This window comes from Primorskyibacter flagellatus (assembly GCF_900176485.1).
Taxonomy (GTDB): domain Bacteria; phylum Pseudomonadota; class Alphaproteobacteria; order Rhodobacterales; family Rhodobacteraceae; genus Primorskyibacter; species Primorskyibacter flagellatus.
Genome location: NZ_FWYD01000002.1, coordinates 1 through 23,612, shown reverse-complemented (window position 1 = coordinate 23,612; position 23,612 = coordinate 1). Strand labels below are relative to the sequence as shown.

The 23,612-nt window shown below is 61.8% G+C and carries 24 protein-coding genes, 1 tRNA gene and 1 pseudogene; 13 read left to right on the top strand and 13 right to left on the bottom strand.

Annotated elements, in window-relative coordinates; all coding sequences use genetic code 11:
• The first annotated feature begins 91 nt into the window (after positions 1-91).
• The 4 genes from truA (at position 92) to argF (ending at position 3,918) form a co-directional block, all read left to right on the top strand.
• On the top strand, positions 92-859 hold the full coding sequence (gene truA / locus B8991_RS02995; RefSeq protein WP_084350349.1) for a tRNA pseudouridine(38-40) synthase TruA: 768 nt from the start codon (positions 92-94) through the stop codon (positions 857-859).
• 386 nt (positions 860-1,245) lie between these two features.
• Positions 1,246-2,424, top strand: coding sequence for an aspartate aminotransferase family protein (locus B8991_RS02990; protein WP_084350348.1), 1,179 nt, complete (start codon positions 1,246-1,248; stop codon positions 2,422-2,424).
• Entirely contained in the window at positions 2,390-2,902 is a 513-nt protein-coding gene (locus B8991_RS02985) for a GNAT family N-acetyltransferase (protein ID WP_084350347.1), read from the top strand. The genes B8991_RS02990 and B8991_RS02985 overlap by 35 nt, the downstream gene beginning before the upstream one ends.
• An 89-nt stretch (positions 2,903-2,991) precedes the next feature.
• Complete coding sequence (argF, locus tag B8991_RS02980; RefSeq protein WP_084350346.1) at positions 2,992-3,918, top strand: ornithine carbamoyltransferase; 927 nt, start codon at positions 2,992-2,994, stop codon at positions 3,916-3,918.
• 170 nt (positions 3,919-4,088) lie between these two features.
• Here the strand turns inward: argF and hrpB are convergent, their stop codons facing one another.
• Positions 4,089-6,527, bottom strand: coding sequence for an ATP-dependent helicase HrpB (gene hrpB, locus B8991_RS02975; RefSeq protein ID WP_084350345.1), 2,439 nt, complete (start codon positions 6,525-6,527; stop codon positions 4,089-4,091).
• 192 nt (positions 6,528-6,719) lie between these two features.
• On the opposite strand from hrpB, the gene meaB reads away from it, so the two are divergent.
• The 5 genes from meaB (at position 6,720) to B8991_RS02950 (ending at position 9,888) form a co-directional block, all read left to right on the top strand.
• On the top strand, positions 6,720-7,697 hold the full coding sequence (meaB, locus tag B8991_RS02970; RefSeq protein ID WP_084350344.1) for a methylmalonyl Co-A mutase-associated GTPase MeaB: 978 nt from the start codon (positions 6,720-6,722) through the stop codon (positions 7,695-7,697).
• Between the two features lie 4 nt (positions 7,698-7,701).
• Positions 7,702-8,532, top strand: coding sequence for an alpha/beta hydrolase family protein (locus B8991_RS02965; RefSeq protein ID WP_084350343.1), 831 nt, complete (start codon positions 7,702-7,704; stop codon positions 8,530-8,532).
• Between the two features lie 115 nt (positions 8,533-8,647).
• A complete protein-coding gene (gene rpmB / locus B8991_RS02960) occupies positions 8,648-8,938 on the top strand; it encodes a 50S ribosomal protein L28 (RefSeq protein WP_084350342.1) in 291 nt (96 codons plus the stop codon).
• Between the two features lie 101 nt (positions 8,939-9,039).
• Positions 9,040-9,405 carry a hypothetical protein gene (locus B8991_RS02955; protein WP_084350341.1) on the top strand — a complete coding sequence of 122 codons (366 nt, stop codon included), beginning with the start codon at positions 9,040-9,042 and terminating at the stop codon, positions 9,403-9,405.
• Between the two features lie 45 nt (positions 9,406-9,450).
• Positions 9,451-9,888, top strand: coding sequence for a copper chaperone PCu(A)C (locus tag B8991_RS02950; RefSeq protein ID WP_084350340.1), 438 nt, complete (start codon positions 9,451-9,453; stop codon positions 9,886-9,888).
• Between the two features lie 112 nt (positions 9,889-10,000).
• Here B8991_RS02950 and B8991_RS02945 read toward each other — a convergent pair whose 3' ends face one another.
• From B8991_RS02945 to rpmH, 11 genes are all read right to left on the bottom strand, one after another.
• Positions 10,001-10,495 carry a SixA phosphatase family protein gene (locus tag B8991_RS02945; protein ID WP_084350339.1) on the bottom strand — a complete coding sequence of 165 codons (495 nt, stop codon included), beginning with the start codon at positions 10,493-10,495 and terminating at the stop codon, positions 10,001-10,003.
• Positions 10,486-11,175: a ferredoxin gene (locus tag B8991_RS02940; protein ID WP_235866528.1), complete on the bottom strand. Its 690-nt coding sequence runs from the start codon at positions 11,173-11,175 to the stop codon at positions 10,486-10,488. Before B8991_RS02940 ends, B8991_RS02945 begins: the two co-directional genes overlap by 10 nt.
• Positions 11,172-12,059, bottom strand: a complete 888-nt coding sequence (gene argB, locus B8991_RS02935; protein ID WP_084350338.1) for an acetylglutamate kinase — start codon at positions 12,057-12,059, stop codon at positions 11,172-11,174. The genes B8991_RS02940 and argB overlap by 4 nt, the downstream gene beginning before the upstream one ends.
• 173 nt (positions 12,060-12,232) lie before the next feature.
• Positions 12,233-12,883, bottom strand: a complete 651-nt coding sequence (yihA, locus tag B8991_RS02930; protein ID WP_084350337.1) for a ribosome biogenesis GTP-binding protein YihA/YsxC — start codon at positions 12,881-12,883, stop codon at positions 12,233-12,235.
• Positions 12,883-13,623: an MOSC domain-containing protein gene (locus B8991_RS02925; protein ID WP_084350336.1), complete on the bottom strand. Its 741-nt coding sequence runs from the start codon at positions 13,621-13,623 to the stop codon at positions 12,883-12,885. The genes yihA and B8991_RS02925 overlap by 1 nt, the downstream gene beginning before the upstream one ends.
• Positions 13,623-15,446, bottom strand: coding sequence for a membrane protein insertase YidC (gene yidC, locus B8991_RS02920; protein WP_084350335.1), 1,824 nt, complete (start codon positions 15,444-15,446; stop codon positions 13,623-13,625). The genes B8991_RS02925 and yidC overlap by 1 nt, the downstream gene beginning before the upstream one ends.
• 303 nt (positions 15,447-15,749) lie before the next feature.
• The gene (locus B8991_RS02915) at positions 15,750-17,291 is read right to left on the bottom strand and encodes a putative bifunctional diguanylate cyclase/phosphodiesterase (protein ID WP_084350334.1); all 1,542 of its coding nucleotides are present in this window, start codon (positions 17,289-17,291) and stop codon (positions 15,750-15,752) included.
• A 76-nt stretch (positions 17,292-17,367) separates the two neighbouring features.
• Positions 17,368-18,258: a tRNA 2-thiocytidine(32) synthetase TtcA gene (ttcA, locus tag B8991_RS02910; protein ID WP_084351089.1), complete on the bottom strand. Its 891-nt coding sequence runs from the start codon at positions 18,256-18,258 to the stop codon at positions 17,368-17,370.
• Between the two features lie 69 nt (positions 18,259-18,327).
• Complete coding sequence (gene yidD / locus B8991_RS02905; protein ID WP_084350333.1) at positions 18,328-18,558, bottom strand: membrane protein insertion efficiency factor YidD; 231 nt, start codon at positions 18,556-18,558, stop codon at positions 18,328-18,330.
• The gene (gene rnpA / locus B8991_RS02900; RefSeq protein WP_084351087.1) at positions 18,555-18,965 is read right to left on the bottom strand and encodes a ribonuclease P protein component; all 411 of its coding nucleotides are present in this window, start codon (positions 18,963-18,965) and stop codon (positions 18,555-18,557) included. Before rnpA ends, yidD begins: the two co-directional genes overlap by 4 nt.
• Positions 18,966-18,987: 22 nt before the next feature.
• Positions 18,988-19,122 (bottom strand): 50S ribosomal protein L34, encoded by a 135-nt coding sequence (gene rpmH, locus B8991_RS02895; RefSeq protein ID WP_084350332.1) that lies wholly within the window; start codon positions 19,120-19,122, stop codon positions 18,988-18,990.
• A gap of 287 nt (positions 19,123-19,409) precedes the next feature.
• Between rpmH and B8991_RS02890 the strand changes: the two genes are divergently transcribed.
• From B8991_RS02890 to B8991_RS02875, 4 genes are all read left to right on the top strand, one after another.
• The gene (locus B8991_RS02890; RefSeq protein WP_084350331.1) at positions 19,410-20,141 is read left to right on the top strand and encodes a TVP38/TMEM64 family protein; all 732 of its coding nucleotides are present in this window, start codon (positions 19,410-19,412) and stop codon (positions 20,139-20,141) included.
• Positions 20,141-21,559, top strand: a complete 1,419-nt coding sequence (locus B8991_RS02885; RefSeq protein WP_084350330.1) for a dihydrolipoyl dehydrogenase family protein — start codon at positions 20,141-20,143, stop codon at positions 21,557-21,559. The genes B8991_RS02890 and B8991_RS02885 overlap by 1 nt, the downstream gene beginning before the upstream one ends.
• Positions 21,560-21,579: 20 nt before the next feature.
• On the top strand, positions 21,580-22,968 hold the full coding sequence (locus B8991_RS02880) for a sensor histidine kinase (RefSeq protein ID WP_084350329.1): 1,389 nt from the start codon (positions 21,580-21,582) through the stop codon (positions 22,966-22,968).
• A 58-nt stretch (positions 22,969-23,026) separates the two neighbouring features.
• Positions 23,027-23,103: transfer RNA gene (locus B8991_RS02875), tRNA-Arg, on the top strand.
• Positions 23,104-23,289: 186 nt separating this feature from the next.
• Here the strand turns inward: B8991_RS02875 and B8991_RS02870 are convergent.
• Positions 23,290-23,493, bottom strand: a pseudogene (locus B8991_RS02870) (transposase); the annotation flags it as partial.
• Between the last annotated feature and the right edge of the window lie 119 nt (positions 23,494-23,612).

The window sequence follows — 23,612 nt, the reverse complement described above, 5'->3', positions numbered from 1 at the left end:
CTTTGCGCGCAAGATAGGCGTGCCCCGCGCCAAGCACCAGTGCAACGGACAGGGATTGTGCCGGCCGGCGCGGCGCGCTATTTGCGCCGCCATGCCCAGATATGCGCTTTTGGTGGAATATGACGGCGGCCCGTTTTCGGGCTGGCAACGACAGGTCGGCCTGCCCTCGGTGCAGGGCGCGATAGAGGACGCCCTGACGAAATTGGAGCCGCGCGCCCACAAGATCGCCGCCGCCGGGCGCACCGATGCCGGGGTCCATGCGCGGGGGCAGGTGGCGCATTGCGATATGGATAAGGACTGGGATCCGTTCCGCCTTTCCGAAGCGTTAAACTACCACCTGAAACCCGCACCCGTGGCGATCCGCGCCTGCAAGGCGGTGGGGGACGGTTGGCATGCCCGCTTTACGGCAACAGAGCGCCGCTACCTGTTCCGCATCCTGTGTCGCCGCGCGCCCCTGACGCTGGAGGTGGGGCAGGTCTGGAGGGTTAACCAGGACCTTGACGTCGACGCCATGCAAGAGGCCGCAAATCGGCTGGTTGGCCATCACGATTTCACCACGTTCCGTTCGACGATTTGCCAGGCCAGATCGCCGATGAAGACCCTCGACAGGCTCGACATTCACAAGGTTGACACCGTCGCTGGTCCAGAGGTTCACTTCGACGTAAGGGCGCGCTCTTTCCTGCACAATCAGGTGCGCAGCATCGTGGGCACGCTGGAACGCGCCGGTGCCGGAAAATGGTCGCCAGATGACGTCAGTGCAGCGCTTGAAGCACGCGAACGTGCGGCCTGCGGCCCGGTGAGCCCGCCGGAAGGTCTGTACCTGATGGGCGTCGGCTACCCCGACGACCCGTTCGCCTGACGTCGCAGACAACGCCGCCCGCAGCCGTCCCTTCTTCTTGGCACAAATACTCCGGGGAGCGCGAGGGGCTGGCCCCTCGTTCCCGGACAGGGCCACAAGGGCCGAATACTCAGCTATTGCGACTCCCGAAAATGCCCGTGACCACATTTCGGTCGCAAACCGGGCGGTGGCGCAAAAAATCCTCTGGTGCATTCTGGCACGCGCATATAAGTACCCCTGCATGAACAATAGGCACCAAAATACCGTGATCCGACGCCGACGCTCCTGCGTCTGACGTCCCGCGCCTGTTGTTCCCGCGTCCGTTGCTGGCGCAAACCTTCCTCATCAGATTGACTTGAGCCCGCCCATGCGGCACTCAAAGAGCTTCATTCACAAGGATGCTATCCATGATCCCGTCCGTTCTGCCCACCTATGCGCGTGCGCCTCTGTCCTTTGTCAAGGGCGAAGGCCCCTGGTTGACCGAGGCCGACGGACGCCGATTTCTTGATCTGGGTGCCGGGATTGCCGTGAATGTTCTGGGCCATTCCAACCCCGATCTGACGGCTGCGCTGACCGATCAGGCGAACAAGGTCTGGCACGTCTCCAACCTTTACAGCATCCCCCAGCAGCAAGATCTGGCCGACAAGCTGGTGGCGGCGACATTTGCCGACACGGTGTTCTTTACCAATTCCGGCACCGAGGCTTGCGAGCTGGCGGTCAAGATGGCGCGGAAATACTGGTACGAGAAAGGTCAGCCCGAGAAGGTGGAGATTATCACATTCTCAGGGTCGTTTCACGGTCGCTCATCGGCCGCCATCGCGGCCTCGGGGTCGGAAAAAATGGTCAAAGGCTTCGGTCCTGTGTTGCCGGGTTTCAAACATGTCGAATGGGGCGACCATGACGGGCTGCATGCGGCCATCAACGACAACACCGCCGCCATCCTGATCGAGCCGATACAGGGCGAGGGCGGCATCCGCCCGTTGGCTGATCAAGAACTGAAGGACCTGCGCGCACTTTGCGATGATAATGGCGTTTTGCTTATTCTGGACGAGGTGCAATGTGGCATGGGCAGGACTGGTCGTCTGTTCGCGCATGAATGGGCTGGTGTCACGCCCGACATCATGATGGTCGCCAAGGGTATCGGCGGGGGTTTTCCGTTGGGTGCAGTGCTGGCGACCGAAGATGCGGCATCGGGCATGGTGGTGGGCACGCATGGATCCACCTATGGGGGCAACCCGCTGGCCTGCGCGGTGGGCGGCAAGGTCATGGAAATCGTCTCTGACCCTGCATTCCTTGCCGATGTGCGCAAGCGGTCGGGCCTGTTGCGGCAAAAGCTGGAGGGGCTGGTTGCCTCTCATCCCGATGTTTTCGAGGGCGTGCGCGGGTCTGGCATGATGCTGGGGCTGAAATGCAAGGTCGCCCCCGCCGACCTGGTCAAGGCGGGCTATGACAATTTGGTGATCCTCGTGCCTGCCGCCGATAATGTGGTGCGCCTGCTGCCGCCACTCAATCTGACAGAAGACGAGATCGCCGAGGCGGTGGCGCGGATTGATGCAGCGGCAAGCGTCGTCGGGGCTGATGTATGAGTTCCGCCCGGTGACACGCGCAGATTACGATATGCTGCGCGAATGGCTGGGGCAGGCGCATGTCACCCCTGTCTGGGGGCCGCCAGAGCATGAGATCGCGCTGATCGATGCCGAAATCGATGGTGGCGACTGCAAAATGCATATCGTTGCAAAGGACGGTGAGGCGTTTGCCTTCATTCAGGACTGGTGTCCTCATCTGGCAGGCGTGCCGCATTTCACCGATACGGCGCAGGGCACGCGTGCCGTGGACACCTTCCTTGGCGCCCCAAACTTTCTTGGGCAGGGCCATGCCAAGGCCTATGTTCGTCAGTATGCGCAATCGCTGCTGGATGGCGGTGCGCCAGAGGTGGTGACCGATCCGCGCCTGACCAACCCGCGTGGCATCGCGATGTTTCGCAGTGCGGGATTCGTGCCCGGCGCAATACGCCCCTGCGAGGATGGCGAACTGGTGCAGAACATGCATTTCCGACGAAGCTGAACCATTCTACCGTGCAACATCATCCCCCGGGGCGCGCGCCCCGGCGACAGGTCGAGTTTTTTTCGGCAGACAGCAAAGCGAACCCATATATGACCCATTTCCTCGATATTCACACCACCTCGCCGGAGGACCTTCGGCAGATTATTGATTCCGGCAAGGCGATGAAAAAGGCGCGCCTTGGCCGTCCGAAAGGCGCGCCTGATGACGACCAGCCGCTCGCCGGGCAGATGGTCGCGCTGATCTTCGAAAAGCCCTCGACCCGGACGCGTGTCAGTTTCGATGTCGGGGTGCGTCAGATGGGCGGGCAAACGATGGTGTTGTCGGGAACGGATATGCAGCTGGGCCATGGTGAAACCATCGCCGATACCGCGCGCGTTCTCAGCCGCTATGTAGATCTGATCATGATCCGGACGTTTGAAGAGGCAACGTTGCTGGAAATGGCCGAACATGCCGATGTGCCGGTGATCAACGGGCTGACCAACCGGACGCATCCCTGCCAGATCATGGCTGATATCATGACGTTTGAGGAACATAACGGTCCGATCGCGGGCAAGAAGGTGGTCTGGTCGGGCGATGGCAACAATGTTTGCGCGTCCTTCATTCACGCCGCCGGACAGTTCGGCTTTGATTTCACCTTTACCGGGCCACAGACGTTGGACCCCGAACCCGGCTTCATCGAAGAAGCACGGGCCAAAGGCGTCCGCGTCGAGATCGAGCGCAACCCGATGACAGCGGTTGAGGGGGCGGATCTGATCGTCACCGACACCTGGGTCAGCATGCATGATCCGCAATCCGCCCGTGAGCGGCGGCATAATCAGCTGCGCGGCTATCAGGTGAACGAACGCCTGATGGCCAACGCAAAGCCTGACGCGCTGTTCATGCATTGCCTGCCTGCGCATCGCGATGATGAGGCCACGTCCGAGGTGATGGACGGCCCGCATTCGGTGATCTTTGACGAGGCCGAGAACCGTCTGCACGCGCAAAAGGCCGTCATGCGCTGGTGTCTGGGCGTCTGAGCGCCCGCCCTTGTGAGAGCGTGTCGCCGGACCGCGAGGCACCGGCTCAGGGCCGGTGCGGGTGGTGCTGTAACTGTGGCGTGTCGGTTTGTTGGGATGTTTGGTCGGGCTGTGGCTAAAGTCCATTGGACAAGATCACCGCCCCCATTCCGGGTCTGGGGGCCGATGCCCTACTGCCCGCGCGGCTTGGCCCGTAGCGTCGGATCGGCCTGGGTGGGATCGTCCGGCCAGGGATGTCTTGGATAGCGGCCGCGCATGTCCTTTCGGACATCCTCATAGGAGGTTGCCCAGAACCCCGGCAGATCCATGGTTGTCTGCACCGGACGGCCCGCCGGGGACAGCAGCGTAACCCGCAGCGGTTGTCCCCCGACCGAAGGGTGTGTTTTCTGGCCGAACATCTCTTGCAAGCGCAAGCTGATCTCGGGGGCTTCACCGGAGTAGTCGATCGGGATGCTGCGCCCCAGAGGCGTGGTGAAATGCGCAGGCACCGCCCGGTCCAGCGCCTGCATGTTGTCCCAGTCCAGCATCGCCCGCAATGCATCGAGCGCGTCGAAGCGTTTCCAGTCATCGGCGGTTTTGATGCCGGCGAGGTAGGGCAGCAACCACTCTTCCAGCCCCGCCATCAATGCGTCTTCGGACATATCCGGCAGGTGCATCCCGTCTGCGCGGGCGAGCGTCACCCGTGCCCGGAACAATTGCGCCTTGGCGGAGAAGGCAAATCCCAGCTCGCGCACGCCGTCCAGCATGGCCAGCGCGATGGCGTCCGCCGGAGCCTCCTTCCACAGCCGGTCATCCAGCGCCAGTGCGCCGTAGCATTCCTGCTGACGGGCGATCACCCGACGCTCGCGCCGCGACCATTCACACAGATCGACCCAGGTAATGCGAACAGCGTATAGGCCGCGCAACTCTGCCTCGGGCAGGACGATGGCCTGTCGAATGCGCGCCTCGCGCGGGTTGCCATCGGTGTCGGTCACGACGATCAGGCGTTGTCCGGCCAGCGGATCGGCCTCGTTCATCACAGCACCCTTGCCGCCTGACAGCACAAAGCGCGGTGCCTCGCCTTTGCGCCGAAGACCAACGCGGTCAGGGTAAGCCAGCGCCACCATGGCTGCCGGTGACAGCGGACCAGCGGGCTTGGCGGATCGCGCCAGACGTTTCGCCTCGGCGCGAATGCGCGACAGCGTGGCGCGGTCGGCAGGCCAGGGCCGCCGGTCTGCATAGGCCTTGGGATCGACCAGCGCTTCCAGCCGCAGCGACAGATCCGCGGGCGCGCCGCGCAACGGATCACGCTCGGCCAGCAGCGCGGCCAGCGGGGCCGCATCCCGCCCGGCCTTCACCAGCATGTGACCAAGGCGCGGATGCAGTGGCAGCGCGGCCAGCGCTTTGCCATGGGCCGTGATCCCGCCTGCGTTGTCCAGCGCGCCCAGCATCCGCAACAGCGCCTGCGCCTCGGCGAGCGCGCCGGGATTGGGAGGGGTCAGAAACGGCATTTCGGATGCTTCCGCCCCCCATGCGGCCAGTTCCAGCGCCAGCCCGGTCAGGTCCGCCGTCTCGATCTCGGCGGGCGGATAGGCGGCCAGCGCGCCTTCTTCGCCCTTGGTCCACATCCGGTAGGCCACGCCTTTCGCGACACGTCCCGCGCGCCCGGCGCGTTGCGTCGCCTCGGCGCGGGTGACGCGTTCTGTGACCAGCCGCGACATGCCAGAGCCAGGATCGAACCGTGCCCGCCGCGCGCGGCCCGCGTCGATCACCACGCGCACATCCTCGATCGTCAGCGAGGTTTCGGCGATGGATGTGGCCAGCACGATCTTGCGGTGGGTTGGGTCGGGCCGGATTGCCGCACGCTGATCGGCAAAGGGCATCGCGCCGTAAAGCGGCCGTAGCACGCAGCTCTTCGGCAAGCGCCCTGACAAGGCACTCTCCACCCGCCGGATCTCGCCCTCGCCGGGTAGGAACACCAGCACCCCGCCCGACGTTTCGTCAAGCGCGGCCAGCACTTGTTCGGCGACTGCCTGCTCCAGCCTTGCACGCTGGTCCAGCGGCCTCGCCAAATGCCGTGTCTCAACCGGATAGCTTCGCCCCTCTGACGTTATCACCGGCGCGTCCATCAAACCTGCCACCGGCCCTGCATCCAAGGTCGCCGACATTGCCAGCAACAACAGATCGTCGCGCAAGGCCCCCGCCACCTCCAGACATAACGCCAAACCAAGATCGGCATTCAGGGACCGTTCATGGAACTCGTCAAAGATCACCGCACCGATACCGGAAAGTTCCGGGTCGGACTGGATCATCCGCGTCAGGATACCTTCGGTGACCACTTCGATCCGCGTGGTGCGACCAACTTTCGCCTCACCACGGATGCGGTAGCCGACGCGCAGTCCCACCGCCTCCTCCAGGGTTTCAGCCATCCGCTCTGCCGCGGCACGCGCCGCCAGCCTCCGCGGCTCCAGCATCAGAATGCGCCCCTGCGTCAGGCCCGCCTCCAGCATCGCCAGAGGAACCCGCGTTGTCTTGCCCGCCCCGGGCGGGGCTTGCAGCACCGCGCGCCCGCGCTTTGCAAGCGCGGCAATCACCTGGGGCAAGACATCATCAATAGGCAGCCGGTCCATGCCCAGCCTTATGGAACGCACCCCCGCCGCCGTAAAGCCCGCGCGATCCTGCTTCTTCTTGGTCAAAATACTCCGGGGAGCGCGAGGGGCTGGCCCCTCGCTCCTGTCCCATCTGGGCGCACCAACGCTGGTCATCTGGACAATCATGCCGCAAACCATGCAAATGGTGCGAAAGCAGCGAATGAGGGCGGCATGGATATTCCAGACACGGCGCAACGCATCCTTGCAGGCGAACGTCGCGCCTTGGCGCGGGCGATCACATTGGTGGAAAGCGGACGCGATGATCATCGCAAACTTGCGGCGGCCTTGCTGGACGAACTCAAGGGCTCAGGCCGGCAGGCCTTGCGCATAGGTCTTTCGGGAACGCCGGGCGTGGGCAAATCGACCTTTATCGAAACCTTCGGCTGTTTTCTCACCGGCAAAGGCCTGAAAGTGGCTGTTCTGGCGGTCGATCCGTCCTCCGTCCGCTCTGGCGGGTCGATTCTGGGCGACAAGACCCGGATGGACCGGCTCAGCCGCGACGCAAATGCCTTTATCCGGCCATCCCCCAGCCAAAGCCAGTTGGGCGGCGTCGCGCGCCGGTCGCGCGAGGCGGTGGCGCTGTGCGAGGCGGCGGGCTTTGACGTAGTGTTGATCGAAACCGTGGGGGTCGGCCAGTCCGAGACCATGGTGGCCGAAATGGCCGATCTTTTCGTGCTGTTGCTGGCCCCTGCTGGCGGCGACGAATTGCAGGGCGTCAAACGCGGCATCATGGAAATCGCGGATCTTATCTTGGTCAACAAGGCGGATGGAGACCTGAAACCCGCGGCGACACGCACCCGCGCCGACTATGCGGGCGCGTTGCGGCTGTTGCGCAAGCGGCCTCAGGACCCGGACGGCTTTCCCAAGGCGATGACCGTGTCCGCACTGGAAGACGAAGGCATCCAAAATGCCTGGGACGAGATGACCGCCCTGACGGACTGGCGCCGCGACGCCGGGCATTTCGACAGCCGCCGCGCAGCACAGGCCCGGTTCTGGTTCGAGGAAGAGGTGCGCCAGTCCCTGTTGTCACGTCTGCGCCGCGAGCCCATCAAGGGCGCGCTGGAAACACTCGCGCGCCAGGTTGAAACGGGACAGGCGACTCCCTCGGCTGCGGCGGTGGAACTCATGCAGACCTATCTGGGCGGCTGAATCCGTGGCCGGGACTGAAGACCGCGTCTTTGACGGTGATCTGATACGTGCCAGCCTGTTCAATCCTGATGCTGACCGCCTGTTTGTCACCTTTCGGCAAAGAGTGAATGATCCGGGAACGTTCAGCGGTGCCAGCCCCGTTCACAGCTTCATTCGCCACAACCATGCGCACTTGCACCTTCAAAGCCGGCACAACGATTGGTACATCAATGCCGACACGCTGGAGATCGCGAAAGTCCTGCGGAATTTGACCTCGCGCTACCGGCGTGTCTCTGCCATCGGCTTTTCGATGGGAGGCTATGCAGCGCTGCGGTTTTCCAAACCGTTGCGGCTGCGGCAGCTGGTCGCCGTCTCGCCGCAATTCACGATCTCGCCAAGGCTGCTGCCGGGGGATGCGCGCTATCGTGATTGTGCGGACGGTTTTGATGATGCGCTGGGCAGTCTGGACGCCACGGCGCGGCGCAGTCTGCAAGGGGTGATCCTGTGCGATCCGTTCAAGCGGCTGGATGTGGTGAATGCCGAGATGATCCAGACGGTGTTCCCCAAGCTGCGCATCTGCCGCCTGGGCGGGGGCGGGCATCCGGCAAGTCGCGTCTTGCGGCAGGGCGGGCATTTCGGCGAGTTGCAGACACTTCTGCTGTCCGACGAGGTAGACCCGGCGCGCGTCATCGCGCTGCACCGGACCAGCCGCCGCGAATCGGACCATTACTGGTCGCATATCGCGAAGGTCGCGGCGCGCAGACAGCGGCCGGAATTGGCAGAGTTCGCGGCTGAACGGGCAGACAGGCTGGTTGCTGTCGCACAAGCAGGGCGGAATCCGCCCGATGCCTCTTGACGGGCTGGGGCATAGGCCCTAATGACACCCAACCAGTTTCCGGGCGCTGCTGCGGCAGTGCCTTTTAATATTGGCGAAAGCGAGGCTTTTGCCGGAACCAGACGAGGATGGACACATGTCGCGCCGTTGCGAATTGACCGGAAAAGGCCCGATGACTGGCAACAATGTCAGCCATGCCAACAACAAGACCCGCCGTCGTTTCCTGCCGAACCTGAACGACGTCACGCTGCAATCCGAAGCGCTGGACCGTGGCATCAAGCTGCGTATTTCGGCTTCGGCGCTGCGCAGCGTTGATCACCGTGGTGGGCTGGACGCATACCTTGCGAAAGCCAAGGATGACGAGCTTTCGGCCACCGCGCTGAAAGTGAAGAAAGAGATCGCAAAGGCGCTGGCCGCAACGGCCTGACAAGCTTATGATCGAGGGACAATATGCAGCCTCGCCTTTACCGGCGGGGCTGTTTCCTTTTGTCGCGTCGAACACCCGGAACTACTGGCTAGAGTGACGCCATGACACCGGTTTTCCGCAGCCTTGTCGCAGTGATGCTTGCGTTGGTCTTGACGCTGACGGCGCAGAGCATGGCTTTGGCGCGCGGACAGACCATGGTCGCCGGACAAATTGTGCTGTGCACCGGGACCGGCGTCGTGACGGTGCAGGTAGATGCCGAAGGCAACCCGGTTTCCCCGTCGCATATTTGCCCCGATTGCGCGCTGAGCCTGTTGATGGCTGTGGCGGCGGACCCGGTAGAGGCGCTGCCGCACCGGGCGGGACAGACGCTGGTCTTTCGCGCGGCACTGGTGCGTGTGGGAGGCGCGGACAGCTTTGCGCCAAAAGCGCGGGGTCCGCCGCTGCGCGACCTGTCAAAACCCGTCTGAGTTATCTTATCTACTGACTTCCCAATTATTGACAGGAGAGACCTCATGTCTTTCATTTCCCGCGCCGTCCTGGCGCTTGCCCTGACCGCAACGCCGCTGTTTGCCGACACTAACGTGATGCATGCGCATGATTCTTATGCCCGTGTGTCTGGTCCCGGTGCCAAGTCGGGGGCTGCCTTCATGATGCTTGAAAACCATGGCGATGAGGCTGACCGGCTGATCGGTGTAGCCTCTGATGTGGCCGAGAAGGTGGAGCTGCACACCCATATCGACGGCGGCAATGGCGTGATGCAGATGCGCCATGTGCCGGATGGGATTCTTGTGCCTGCGGGCGGCGTTCACATGCTGGAACGCGGCGCGGATCATGTGATGCTGATGGGGTTGAAGCACCCGCTGGCGCAAGGCGACACCGTCACGCTGACCCTGACCTTCGAGAAGGCAGGTGAGGTGGTTGTCGAGGTGCCTGTCGATCTTGACCGCTGAGTGTCTCCGGGCCGGGGGGACGTTTCTCCTCGGGCGGCGCAGCCGCCGTCGGTGAAACGTGGGCCGGGCCTTCGGGTCCGGCCTTGGCGCGTGTGGAGAGCGCCGGGTGCAACTATGGCTGTTCGGCCAGATCGCGAGGGGTGATGAATGCGTCGACGGTGCCGCTATTGAGCGACAGGTCGGCCCATCGCGGTATATCGAAACTGGCCACGAGCGTCGCGCCGGTCGGATAGGCCCCGAAACGCGGATGGTCAGGCCGGTGCGCCACCACTCTTGATGCAAAACTTCCGATTCCCGGATTATGTCCGAGAATGAGAACCGTATTTCCGGATGCCCCTTGCAGTGACCGCAGCAGTGTTTCGGGGGAGGCATGATAGAGGTCCTCCGGGTAGACGACGGATGCACCCAGTTCCAGAAGGTCCAGTGTCTCGCGGGTGCGCGTCGCGGTCGAGCAGAGCACCTTATCCGGCAGATAGTCGTTGCTGCGCAGCCAGGCACCGAGCGCGCGAGCGTTGCGTCTGCCGCGGTCATTCAGCGGGCGGCTGTGGTCCGGCTGGGTAAAGTCGTCCCAGCTGGATTTGGCGTGACGCATGAGGATCAGGCGCATGTCTGTCCTTTCAGGAAGGCGGCCATGTGGAACGCGGATTGTGCCGGGTCGCGGCCCAGGCGACTGGAGGCTGGACATGCCCGACGCACAAGGCAGCCCGTTCGGCAGGCCTGCCCCTGTGCCGAGCGCACATGGGCTGCGCATTTGGCGATGTCATAATCCTGCTCGGGGGCGAGTGCACCCACAGGACAGGCAGTGGTGCAGGGTGCTGCGCAGGACGTACAGGGGGAGGGTGGTGAGGATGGCAGATCCAGCCGGTCATGCATTGCAAGGGCGGCACGGAAGCTGACAAGGAGGCCCGCCTGATCCTGCACCAGCAGCCCGGTGGGCGAGACGTGGTTCCGGCCAGAGGCAAGCGCCCAGGCAATGAATGGCGGCCATGGTGGGCCGTCAGAGGGGTAAATGGCCTGCGCACCGATCTCTTGCGCCAATGCGCCGGCCTGCCGTTTTGACCAGCGGTCGAGAGGGTGCGGCGCGCCGTCGGATTTCTCTGGCGATGCGCTGAAGACGGACCAGAAGCGCGGCTCGTCCGGGCCGAGCAGCAGCAGTGTCTGACATCCTTTGGGTGCGGCATCATCTTGGCCGGGGTGAAACGCCCCGCGAATCGCTAGTGAACGGCTGGCTGCCAGCGTCTCGATCCGCGCATAGCCTGTCGCGGAAGCGGGTCGTGTCGCGATCACTCTGGCGTAGGTGCCGGGCTTGGCCGTCGGATGAGCGACCCTGCGCCGTGATCGGTGAACAACTCCAGCAAGCAGGCGTTGGACACGCGCCCGTCCAGAATTACCACGGCACGCACGCCCTGTTCGATGGCTTTCAGCGCGGTTTCGGTCTTGGGGATCATGCCGCCCGCGATCGTGCCGTCAGCGGTCATACGGCGCACGTCATCGGGGGACATGGAGGTGACGACCTCCCCCGAGGCGTCCTTGACGCCGGACACGTCGGTCAGAAGCAGGAGCCGGTCGGCCTTGAGCGCGCCTGCGATGGCACCCGCTGCAGTGTCGCCGTTGACGTTGAACGTCTCTAGCGGATCCATGCCGGTTGCCACGGGTGCAACGACGGGGATGATCCCTGCCGAGAAGAGGTCGCGCAGGACCTGCACGTTCATCTCGATCGGGCGGCCGACAAAGCCCAGTTCCGGGTCGTCCGCCTCGCAGACCATCAGGTCGTCATCCTTGCCCGACAGCCCGACGGCGCGGCCGCCTTCGTCCATGATCGCCTGAACGATTCGTTTGTTGACAAGGCCGGTCAGGACCATCTCGACCACCTCGACCGTGGCCTGATCGGTGACGCGTTTGCCCCGGACGAATTTGGACTCGATGCCAAGCCGCCCCAGAAGGTCATTGATCATCGGGCCGCCGCCATGGACCACAACCGGATTCACGCCGACCTGGCGCATCAGCACGATGTCACGGGCGAATTCGGCCATCGCATCGGCGTCGCCCATCGCGTTGCCGCCGAATTTCACCACCACGATGGCACCTGAGTAGCGCTGCATGTAGGGCAGGGCTTCTGACAGCGTTCGGGCGGTGGTGATCCAGTCCTGGTTCATGGCGCGCTTCTTCATCCTTGGCATCCCTGTCGGTCTGCAACGTTTATCGGATGCACAGGCAGAGGGTGCAAGGGGTGCTTTGGGCCGCGTCACGCTGAATGGCTGATAGTAGGGGATCTTGGCGAGTGCAGGAGCGAGGGGCCGACCCCTCGCGCTCCCCGGAGTATTTTCGCCAAGAAGAAGGGAGGTCAGTCGAGCTCGGCAATGATGCTGCGCAGGGTTTCCAGGCCGTCGGATTTTTCTGAGGAGGTCACAACGATTTCCGGGTAAGCCGCCGGGTGTTTGGTGAGTGCCGCGCGCACCTGGGTCAGGGTTTTTTCCTGTTCTGCGGGTTTGACCTTGTCGGCCTTGGTCATCACCACCTGGAAGGTGACGGCAGATTGATCAAGCAGGGTCATGATTTCCTCGTCGACGGCTTTGACGCCATGGCGGGTATCCACGAGAACGAAGGCGCGGCGCAAGTTGGCGCGGCCAGAGAGGTAGCGCTTCAGCAAGCGCTGCCATTTTTCGACCACTGCCAGCGGGGCATTGGCATAGCCATAGCCGGGCAGATCGACGAGGTAATGGCTGTCGGACTGGGTGAAGAAGTTGATCTCTTGCGTGCGTCCGGGGGTGTTGGAGGCGCGGGCAAGCGCCTTGGTTCCGGTCAGGGCATTTATCAAGGTGGACTTGCCGACATTGGAGCGTCCGGCAAAGCACACTTCTATTCGGTCGGCATCGGGCAGGCCGTCCATTGCCACGACGCCCTTGAGGAACTGCGATTCGGCGGCAAACAGCAGCCGCCCCTTTTCGCGGGTCGCGGCGTCAGGCTCTTCCGCGAGGGGAAAAGGGAGTTGCATTACGAGGCCTCCAAACTGTCGCCGATGGCGATTTTTCCCGAGGCGGAAACCTCGGCATAGATGCCCATGTCGGTATGGCCCCATGTCTTGAGCGTGCCAAGCGTATCGGCATCGCGGATCCCGGTGTCGGGATTTGCCGTGGTGGCCATGCAGCGGGTAATCGGTTCCCGGATACGCAAGCTGACATTAGCGATGCGGATCTCTTGGCCGATCCAGTCGAACTCTTTCCAAGCTTCCAGCCCGTCGAGCCAGAGATTTATCCGCCAGCGCCGGACATCAAGGCTCTGACCCAGTTTCTGTTCGATCGCGCGATGTGTGGCGAGATTGCCGATGGATATGGACGGGAATGCGCTGTCGGTCATGCCGCGCCCCGGCACACGGATTACCCGTGCAGAGGCCGCGCGGTCTGCGGGCATGACAGGGCGCGCCCAGTCGATCAGGCGGGCACCTTCCTCATCGGGGCGAACCGTCAATTTTGGCAAGTCGGGATGGGTCAGGGTCAGCGTCGACGTTTCTTCGTCAAGCTGCGCGCTGATCGCCATCAACCCCGGTGCCTTTGATCCGCGTGAAAAATTGGCGCAAGGCACCCAAGCAGATCCATCGGCTTTGGAGGCTTCATGCGCAACGGCCCAGGTTCTGTCCCAGGGCAGTGTCTGGCCAGCCGTGAGGCTGACCTGCGACAATGCCTCATGCCCATGGGATTTGACCGGGTGCCGCCAGATCTGCGTGAGACGGACCATTACTTTTCGTCCGGCTTTGGCTTTTTCTTGAAGGACGACAAGATGTTGCCAAAGACATTGGGCTTGTAGCCCTGGCTGCGCATTATCAGATATTGCTGGGTGAAGGTGATCGTGTTGTTCGCGATCCAGTACAGGACCAGCCCGGAGGCGAAGGTTCCCAGCATGAACATGAAGATCCAAGGCATCCAGGCAAAGATCATCGCTTGGGTCTTGTCGGCAGGGGCCGGGTTCAGTTTCTGCTGCAGCCACATGGAGATACCCAGCAGGATCGGCAGAATGCCCAGGCTGACAATCGCGAAGATCGAACTGGGGTCCGGCGGGGCGTAGGGCAGCAAGCCAAAGAGGTTCAGGATCGACGACGGGTCAGGCGCGGACAGGTCGCGAATCCAGCCGATCCAGGGCGCGTGACGCAGTTCCAGCGTGACGAAAATCACCTTGTAGAGCGAAAAGAAGATCGGGATCTGCAAGAGGATCGGCAAACAGCCCGAAGCGGGGTTCACCTTTTCGCGCTTGTAGAGCGCCATCATTTCCTGCTGCATCTTCTGGCGGTCGTCGCCTGCCTTTTCCTTGAGCTTTTCCATCTGCGGCTGAAGCTCTTTCATCTTCGCCATGGAGACATAGGATTTATAGGCCAGCGGGAAAAGCAGTGCCTTGATCAGGAAGGTCAGCAGGATGATCGACCAGCCCATGTTGCCGATCATCGCGTTCAGCCAGTGCAGGACCGCGAAGATCGGTTTGGTCAGGAAGAAGAACCAGCCCCAGTCGATGGAGTCGACGAAGCGTTCGACACCTCCCTTTTGATACTCGCGGATGGTTTCCCACTCTTTTGAACCGGCGAAGAGCTGAGTTGAGACTTCGGACGTTTCACCCGGCGCAAGCGTGATTGTCGGACGAACCGCCTCTGTCTGGTAGATGTCGCGCCGGTCGTCATATTTCACGACCGATTTGTAGGCGGCACCGGGGGTCGGAACGAGCGTCGACATCCAGTAATGGTCGGTAAACCCGACCCAGCCGTTGGAGGCGACCTGCGTGACCTCTGCTCTGGCACCTTCGTTGGCATTGATGGCGTAATCGACGATATCGTCATAGTCGATCTCGGAAAGCTCGCCATCCGCCATCGCGACGACACCTTCGTGGAGAACAAAGAAATTCTTCAGATCCTGGGGTTCACCGTGGCGGGCGAGAATGCCGTAAGGGGCCAGCGCTGTCGTGTTAGCCGAGGTGTTCTCAACCGTCTGCGTCACAGTAAACATGAAATCGTTGTCCACCGCGATGGTGCGGCGGAACGCCAGGCCAGCCGGGCTTTGCCATGTCAAGGTGATGGGGGTCTCAGGGGTGAGCGTTGCCGCGCCTTCGGTCTGCCACAGCGTGTTGGCACCAGGCACGTCATCAACCGACAGGCCGGAACCGGGTGCCCAGCCAAACAGTGCGTAATAGGGCGCGTCAGATCCGACGGGGCGCAACATGTGAACAGTTTCAGCGCCGGGGTCCAAAGTGACCCGGTAGTCGCTGAGGAACAGATCATCAATGCGGCCACCTGCCAAGGAAACGGATCCGCTCAGCCGCGGCGTTTCGATGGCAATCCGCGGCGCTTCGTCGGCGTTTTGCGGCGTCGCGGCTTCGGCAGCACCCGCGTTCGTGCCAGAGGATGGCGCTGCCATGGGCACCGCTGCCGTATCTGATGCAGTGTCCTGTTGAGTGACGGTCGGGGCGTTTGGATCAGGTGTGGCCTGCTCGGGCGGCGGAAAAAGTACGAACCAAGCCAGGATCACCGCGAAGCTAAGCGCCGTCGCAAGAATGAGGTTTTTATTCTGATCGTCCATGGGGGAACGCCACCTGTGCCTGTTCCTGAAATTAGGCTTGGGTTCAACAGACCCTAGGGGGAAAGGTCAAGCGGATTATCCCCCAAAGCGGCTTGAGTTGGCAGTGTCTTCGCGCTTTCAAGCACAAGTTTTGTTGACCATGCAGCGTGTTTGGTCCGTGCGGGGCAGGTTTTGTCGTCGACGTTCCGCAGCGCCGATGCGCAGAACAGCGTTGCGTGTGGCATTTGCACGGTGGATGCGGCGTTCTCGTGTATCACCGGTTTCTGCGTGGTTGCCGATGCATTAGGTGGTCTGGTCGCGTTTCTATCCGGTGGCCCGAGGCAGCCGCGGTGCCTGTACCAGTTTTGTATTATGAGCCTCGATCCATTGAGGGATACGGTCCGCGGGCATCGGGCGCGCGATCCCAAATCCCTGGACATGCGTACATCCCAATTGCGCCAAAAGCGCATGTTCGCCCACGGTTTCGACGCCCTCGGCGACAGTATCCAGCCCAAGGCGTTCTGCCATGCCAATTACGGCGGCGACCACAAAACGTTGATCATCATCAGTATCCAAACGGGTGATGAAGCTGCGGTCTATCTTGAGACGCGAGACATCGAACCGGCGCAAAGCACTGATCGAGGCCTGACCGGTGCCAAAATCGTCAAGGTCGATGCCACAGCCCAATGCCGCCAGCGCACGAATATTGCGAGCGATCACATCATCTGGACCGTTTGCCACGACATCTTCCAACACTTCGATATTCAGACGGTGAGGAGTCAGATTAAAACGGTCAAGCTGCCATGCCAAACGTTCGGTCAGGCGCGGATCATCGAGGTCCTGCGTGGTCATGTTGATGCTCGCAGTCGCAATGGTCAGCCCGGCATTGTCCCAGCCGCGCATTGCCTCCAGCGTTTCCTGCAACACGATTTCGGACAAGCGCGGCAGCAGACCGGCTGCGTCGATCGAGGGAAGGAAGGCGGCGGGGGGAAGGATGCCGCGATCGGGATGATTCCAGCGGGCCAATGCTTCTACCCCGGTCACGCGCCCGGTTTCGGTGCTGATCTGAGGCTGGAACCACGGTACGATCTCACCCGTTTCGAGTGCTGCGCGGATTTCGGATTCGAGAGGGTCGGCATCGGCATTCGTGTTTCGACTGTGCCGAGACCAGGCGCGAATTGCTGAGGGGCCGTTGGCGTGTGCCTCTGCCAATGCCGCCTCGACATGCGCCAACAGGCGTTCGCCGGCATCGTTTTCCTCAAGGCGGGATGACAGGCTGATGCCGACGGAACAACTTGGATAGACGGCAATTCTGTCAATGGCTGCGGGTTCTTCGGCGGCGGCCTGAACACGAGTCGCAAGTTGCAGGGCGCTTTCCAGATCCAGGCGCATCACAGGGCCAAGCAATATTGCGATTTGATCACTTTCCAGAACATAAATGTCGTCGCCGGGGCGCAATACGCTGCGCAACCGTTCCGCCGCCGCATCACGCAGCTTGATAATGGTTTCAGGGCCATGTCGGCTCGCCAGTGCCTGCGTGTTCTCGAACCCCAGCAGCAGACAGGCAGTCATCTTTTTCTGGCAGCGGGCGATCGACAGAACCTCGGATGCCAGCGGATGCAGCATGTTCAAGGTGATGACTTCGGCTACATGTACGCCACCACTGTCCGCATCGGTCGCACGGAAAAAACCTGTCAAAGAGAGAATGCAAGGCACGCCAAGCGCGATAGTCAGCATTGCCATTTCACCCAGCAACCAGAAGGCCGCCAATGCCATTGCCGGGACAAACGCAACAACCTGCGGCCCCTGAAACGCCGCGCGAAGATGTTTGTTGGCGCGAAAAATGTTCCTGACGAAGTTGCTCATCCTGCCCCCATGGTGGCACTGTCGGCCGGTCCCACTTTGATGGGTGGACAATAGCGCGCCGGGGGTGGTGCAAAGATTAACTCAGGCGAGGAATCTCTGGCGAATTCACTTCAATTTCGTCTGTTTTGAGCGCCAGTCCGACAAAATCGAACAGTTTCGGATCCAGAAGATGTGAGGGCCGCGCATTGGTCAACGCGCGGAACATCACCTGTCGTCTGCCGGGACTGTTCTTTTCCCAGCCATCGAGGATCTGTTTCACCTGCTGCCGTTGCAGCCCGTCCTGGCTGCCGCAAAGATCGCAGGGGATGATCGGATAGTTCATCGCGCGGGCAAATTTCTCGCAATCCGCCTCGGCCACATGGGCGAGGGGGCGATAGAGAAACAGATCGCCTTCTTCGTTGACCAGCTTTGGCGGCATTGTCGCCAGCCGCCCGCCATGGAACAAATTCATGAAAAATGTTTCCAAAATGTCGTCCCGGTGGTGGCCCAGAACAACGGCAGAGCACCCTTCTTCGCGCGCAATCCGGTACAGATGGCCGCGTCGCAGCCGCGAACACAGCGCGCAGAACGTGCGACCGGCGGGTATCTTGTCCACGACGACGGAATAGGTGTCTTGATATTCGATGCGGTGCGGAACCTGCATCTTCTTCAGAAATTCGGGCAGAATGGTGGCGGGAAAGCCGGGTTGCCCCTGATCCAGATTGCAAGCCAGCAGGTCCACGGGAAGCAATCCGCGCCATTGCAGCTCGTACAGCACGGCCAGCAGAGTGTAGCTGTCCTTGCCGCCGGACAGGCACACAAGCCATTTTGGGCGGGCGGCCCCATCGCGTGCCTCGGGCGTCACCATGCCGTATTGCTCGATCGCCTCGCGTGTCTGACGGACAATCCGCTTGCGCAGTTTCTTGAATTCGGTGCCTGACGGGGCACCGTGAAACAGGGGATGAATGTCGTCGGACTCGTCAAGCATGGTTTGGACCTTCGGCAAAGTCATTCTGTGATAGCGGGGGCAGGGGGGATTCGGCCAGCGGACACGCGGCTATCGTCGGCGTTCGGGCACGTTATCGACGCCGGATCCGCCCCACGGATGACAACGCGCGATGCGGCATGCCGCCATCCAACTGCCACGAAGGCCGCCGTGTTTTTCCAACGCTTCCAGCGCGTAGGCAGAGCAGGTGGGCTGGTAGCGGCAGCCGTGACCGACCCATGGCGAAAACAGCAGGCGATAGGCGCGCACGGGCAGGGCGGCAACATGGGCCAGCGGGGTCATTTGTGCAACTTTGCAAGCGCTTGGGCAAGATCGGCCTTCAGCGCCTCGAAGGGGCGCGCGGCCGTGGCTTCGGCGCGGCCGATCAGGACGTAGTCGTGGCCCGGCAGCCCTTCATGGGGCAGGACGAATCGAGCGGCCTCGCGCAACCGACGTTTGGCGCGATTGCGGGCAACGGCGTTGCCGACCTTCTTGGAGCAGGTATACCCCACGCGAATCGTCGGATCCCCGTCGCCGCGTGCCCGCGCCTGAACCATCATCGAGGCACAGCCTTGCCTGCGCGCGCGGGCAGCAGCCAGAAAATCCGACCGCTTTTGCAACACGACAAGTTGCGGACATGACGAAACCACCGCTGGCTTGACCGTGTTTTTGGCAGAATTGCCATCCACGGAAGCCACCGGCGGTGTCATATCGTCCATCCCGAGACGCGGATTACGCGCTCAGCGACTTCCGGCCCTGCGCGCGGCGCGCGTTCAGGATCTTGCGGCCGGCCTTGGTGGCCATGCGCGCACGAAAGCCGTGGCGGCGTTTGCGAACCAGGTTCGAGGGTTGAAAGGTGCGTTTCATCGCTCCGTCTCCGTCTGAGTCTTGGGCCCGAGGCGCGAGACTCGTTTCGCAGGGCCGTTTATTCGAAGCCCGTGCTATAGGCAGGTGCTGCGGATAAGTCAAACGCCGCAATAGGGTTTTGCAACATTTTCCGTCAGGACGTGGCGCGGAATGTTTCAATACCCCGCACAAGCGCCGAATTCACTGCCAAACCTGTCACTGTGGATCAAGCGCCCGTGAGGCGGGTATCGTTTCTGCATCGCTTTGCGCATGTATCTGTCACCATGCCCCACATCAGGAACCCGGATATGAGCGATATGACCGATACGAAATTCCCCAGCGCGGCCCGACATGTGCCCCTGATCGTGATTCTGGTCGTGGCGATCGCGGGCTATTTTATGCTGCGCGACTACCTGACCTTTGAAACGCTTCGGGCCAATCGAGAGGCTTTGCTGGCGTATCGGGATGCGCATTTCGTGCTGCTCGCGCTTGGGTTCGTCGCGACATATATCACCATTGTTGCCTTTTCGCTGCCGGGGGCTGCGGTTGCCTCTGTCACCGGTGGATTTCTGTTCGGGCTTTGGACAGGGACAGGGTTCAACGTGGTTGCGGCGACCATCGGTGCGGGGGCCATTTTTCTGGCGGCGCGCTGGGGGCTGGGGCAGGCGCTGAGCGCCAAGATCGACGCATCGGAAGGCAAGCTGAGCAAGCTGCGCGAAGGTCTGCGGGAGAACGAGATCAGCGTCCTGTTCCTGCTTCGACTGGTGCCGGCGGTGCCGTTCTTCGTGGCCAACCTGTTGCCGGCGATTGTAGGGGTGAAATTCCGCAACTTCCTGTGGACCACGGCGTTGGGCATTATCCCCGGTGCGATTGTGTTCACCTCGATCGGCGTGGGCGTTGGAGAAGTCTTTGACCGTGGCGACACGCCCGATCTGAGCCTCTTGTGGGAGCCGCAGGTTATCGGGCCAATTCTCGGTCTGGCGGCGCTGGCAGCGCTGCCCATTGTGATCAAATCAATTCGCGGGCGGAAGGACATCTGATGAAACGCATCGAAACAGATCTACTGGTCATCGGGGGCGGTTCTGGCGGTCTGTCCGTGGCCTCCGGGGCTGTCCAGATGGGTGCCAAGGTGGTGCTGCTGGAAGGTGGAAAGATGGGCGGCGATTGCCTGAATTACGGCTGCGTGCCCTCCAAGGCGCTGATCGCCAGCGGCAAGGCTGCTTACGGCATGGCGCATGCCGAGGTGTACGGCGTGGCGAATGCGTCACCACAGGTCGATTATGCCGCAGCCCAAGGCCATGTGGCCGATGTGATCAGCCAGATTGCCCCGGTCGACAGCCAGGAACGATTCGAAGATCTGGGTGTCACGGTCATCCGAGAATACGGCCACTTCCTGTCCATCAACGAGGTGCAGGCAGGGGACGCCGTCATCGCTGCGCGCCGGATCGTGATCGCCACGGGCTCTTCTCCACTGGTGCCGCCGGTTCCCGGACTGGATAAAGTACCGCATCTAACCAATGAGACGCTGTGGGAGCTGCGCGAACGTCCCGGCCATTTGCTGATCATCGGTGGCGGACCAATTGGCATGGAGATGGCGCAAGCCCATCGGCGGCTAGGGTCTGACGTGACCGTGATCGAAGGGGCAAAGGCGCTTGGCAAAGATGACCCCGAGATGGCCGAGATTGTTCTGGAGAAGCTGCGCGCCGAAGGCATCGAGATTGCCGAGGACGCATTGGCGCAGGAAGTCCGTGGAACTGAAGGTGCCATCGAGGTAGCGGCCAAGGATGGACGCGTCTTTCACGGCACGCATCTGCTGGTCGCCGTCGGCCGCAAAGCCAATACCGACAAACTGAACCTTGAGGCGGCGGGCGTCGAGACGACTCGCACAGGGATCAAAGTTGATGACAGTCTGAAAACCACCAATCGGCGGATCTATGCCATTGGCGATGTGGCGGGCGGGCTGCAATTCACCCATGTTGCGGGCTACCACGCAGGTATCGTCATTCGCTCTGCCCTGTTCGGATTGCCGGCCAAGACCAAAACCGCGCATATCCCATGGGCCACATATACCGACCCGGAACTGGCGCAGGTCGGTCTGACAGAGGCTGAGGCCCAGAAAAAACACGGGGCTGGGTTTGAAACCGTCCGCTTTCACTACAGCCACAATGACCGCGCGATTACCGAACGCAAGACGACCGGTCTTATCAAGGTCATGGTCGTGAAGGGGCGGCCGGTTGGCGTGTCTATCGCAGGGTATCAGGCGGGCGAATTGATCAACCTATGGTCGCTTGTCATCGCCAATGGTCTGAAAATGAGTCATGTTGCCGATATGGTTTCGCCCTATCCAACCATCGGGGAGGTTAACAAACGGGCCGCGGGGGCCTATTTCTCCCCCAGATTGTTTGAAAGCGACATGGTCAAGCGTGTCGTGGGACTTGTGCAGCGCTGGCTGCCCTGAGGGATTGTGTCTTACCGCCCATGTTGAATTCGCTCTCCGGCCGTTTCCTGATCCTGACGACGATCTTCGTGATGCTGGCGGAGGTGTTGATCTTTCTGCCGTCTGTCGCGCGCTTCCGCGAGGATTTCCTGCTGGCACGGCTGGAGCGGGCGCAGATCGCGTCGCTTGCGCGGCTGGCAAATGACAATATCGGCGTCGACCTCGAAGAAGAACTGCTGCTGAACGCAGGCGTTTTCAACGTGGTGCTGCGACGGGACGAGGCCCGGCAACTGGTGCTGTCATCCCCGATGCCCGACGCGGTCTGGGCGACCTATGATCTGCGCGACCCGTCCGCGACCACGCTGATCCGCGACGCGGTTGCGCAACTGGCTGACCCCGAGCCGCGGATGATCCGGGTCATCGGCAATCCGCTGCGCGATGCCGGGTTGCTGCTTGAAGTGACGATGGAAACTGCGCCGCTGCGAATGGCGATGATCGACTATGGGTTGCGCATTCTAGCGCTGTCAGCGGTGATCTCGGTGATTACGGCGATGATGTTGTTTCTTGCCGTGCGTCGATTGCTGGTCAAACCGATCAAGAAACTCGTGCATCAGATGGCGAGCTATGCCGCCGCGCCCGAAGATGCCCGGCGTATCCTCCGTCCGACTGCTGGGGTCCGCGAATTGCGCGAGGCTGAAGAAGCGCTGCAAACGCTTGAAACACAGCTGACTTCGGCGCTGAAGCAGAAAGAGCGGTTGGCGCAATTGGGCGGTGCTGTGGCCAAGATCAGCCATGACCTGCGCAATATCCTGACCTCGGCACAGTTGTTTACGGACCGCATCGAAACCTCCGACGACCCGACCGTGCAGCGGCTCGCACCAAAGCTGGTGAATTCGATCACACGCGCGGTCTCCCTGTGCGAAAGCACACTCGCCTTCGGGCGCGCTGAGGAACCCGCGCCGACGTTGACGCGGTTCAATCTGGCGGAACTCGTGGGCGATGTGCTGGATGGCGAGCGACTTGCCATCGGTGACCACGACCTGAGCCTGTCCGAGGATATTCCCGCGCAGATGATGATCCGCGCCGATACCGAGCAACTGTATCGCGCACTTTCCAACCTTGTGCGCAACGCCCGTCAAGCGATCGTCGGAACCGGGAAACCGGGCGAGATCAACATCGCCGCCCGCGAAGACGACACGACCTGGTATATCGACATTACCGATACCGGTCCCGGCCTGCCGCCCAAAGCGCGCGAACACCTGTTCCAGGCGTTTCATGGCGGTGCCCGGAAGGGCGGGTCGGGCCTTGGCCTGGCTATCAGCCAGGAACTGCTGCGCGGCCACGGTGGCGCGCTTCGTCTGGTTTCAAGCGATGAGGCAGGATCCCGCTTCGAGATCAGCTTGCCCATGCAAGACGTGCTCGATGATTGAAATTTCCTGTATTTTGCCCCTTGCAAAGCCCGACATCGGAAGGTAATCCCGCCCCAACGGACCGATAGCTCAGCTGGATAGAGTACCTGACTACGAATCAGGGGGTCGGGGGTTCGAATCCTCCTCGGTCCGCCACTTCACCCCCTTTGTGGTTGATTTCTTTGTGTTGTTTGTTCATTTTGTCGAACCATTTCTGTTGGGCTCGTCAATTTCTGAACCCGTTTCGTTCCGCGCAGCTTGGCAAAACCCTTGCCCGCCACAAGGCCACGCCGTGCCTCGGCCGCGTAAATCTGGACCATCTGCGGCGATGTATGACCCGCCCATGCCAAACGACGCATTCATAGAGAGGCACGTCTGAATGGCGGCATCGCTATAGGTCTGCTGGCGACCACGCCGACCTGTCGGCGCGGCATCCCGGCTCATCTCGGGATCAAATCAGATCATCAGCGAGCTGCGTCTCTTGTGCGCTTCGTTATGGCTTGGCCAGTTCCTGGTCTTGTAGGTCGGGGGAATTCGCTCATGAATTCAGGCTAACATACTAGTTTTACAGTATGCGCCGTCTCGGCCCCATTGGTGTTTCGCTTGCGGTGGGGTGCTCGGCTCATTCTGCTGACGTTTTTGCCTTCGTGAACGCTCAGAATGAG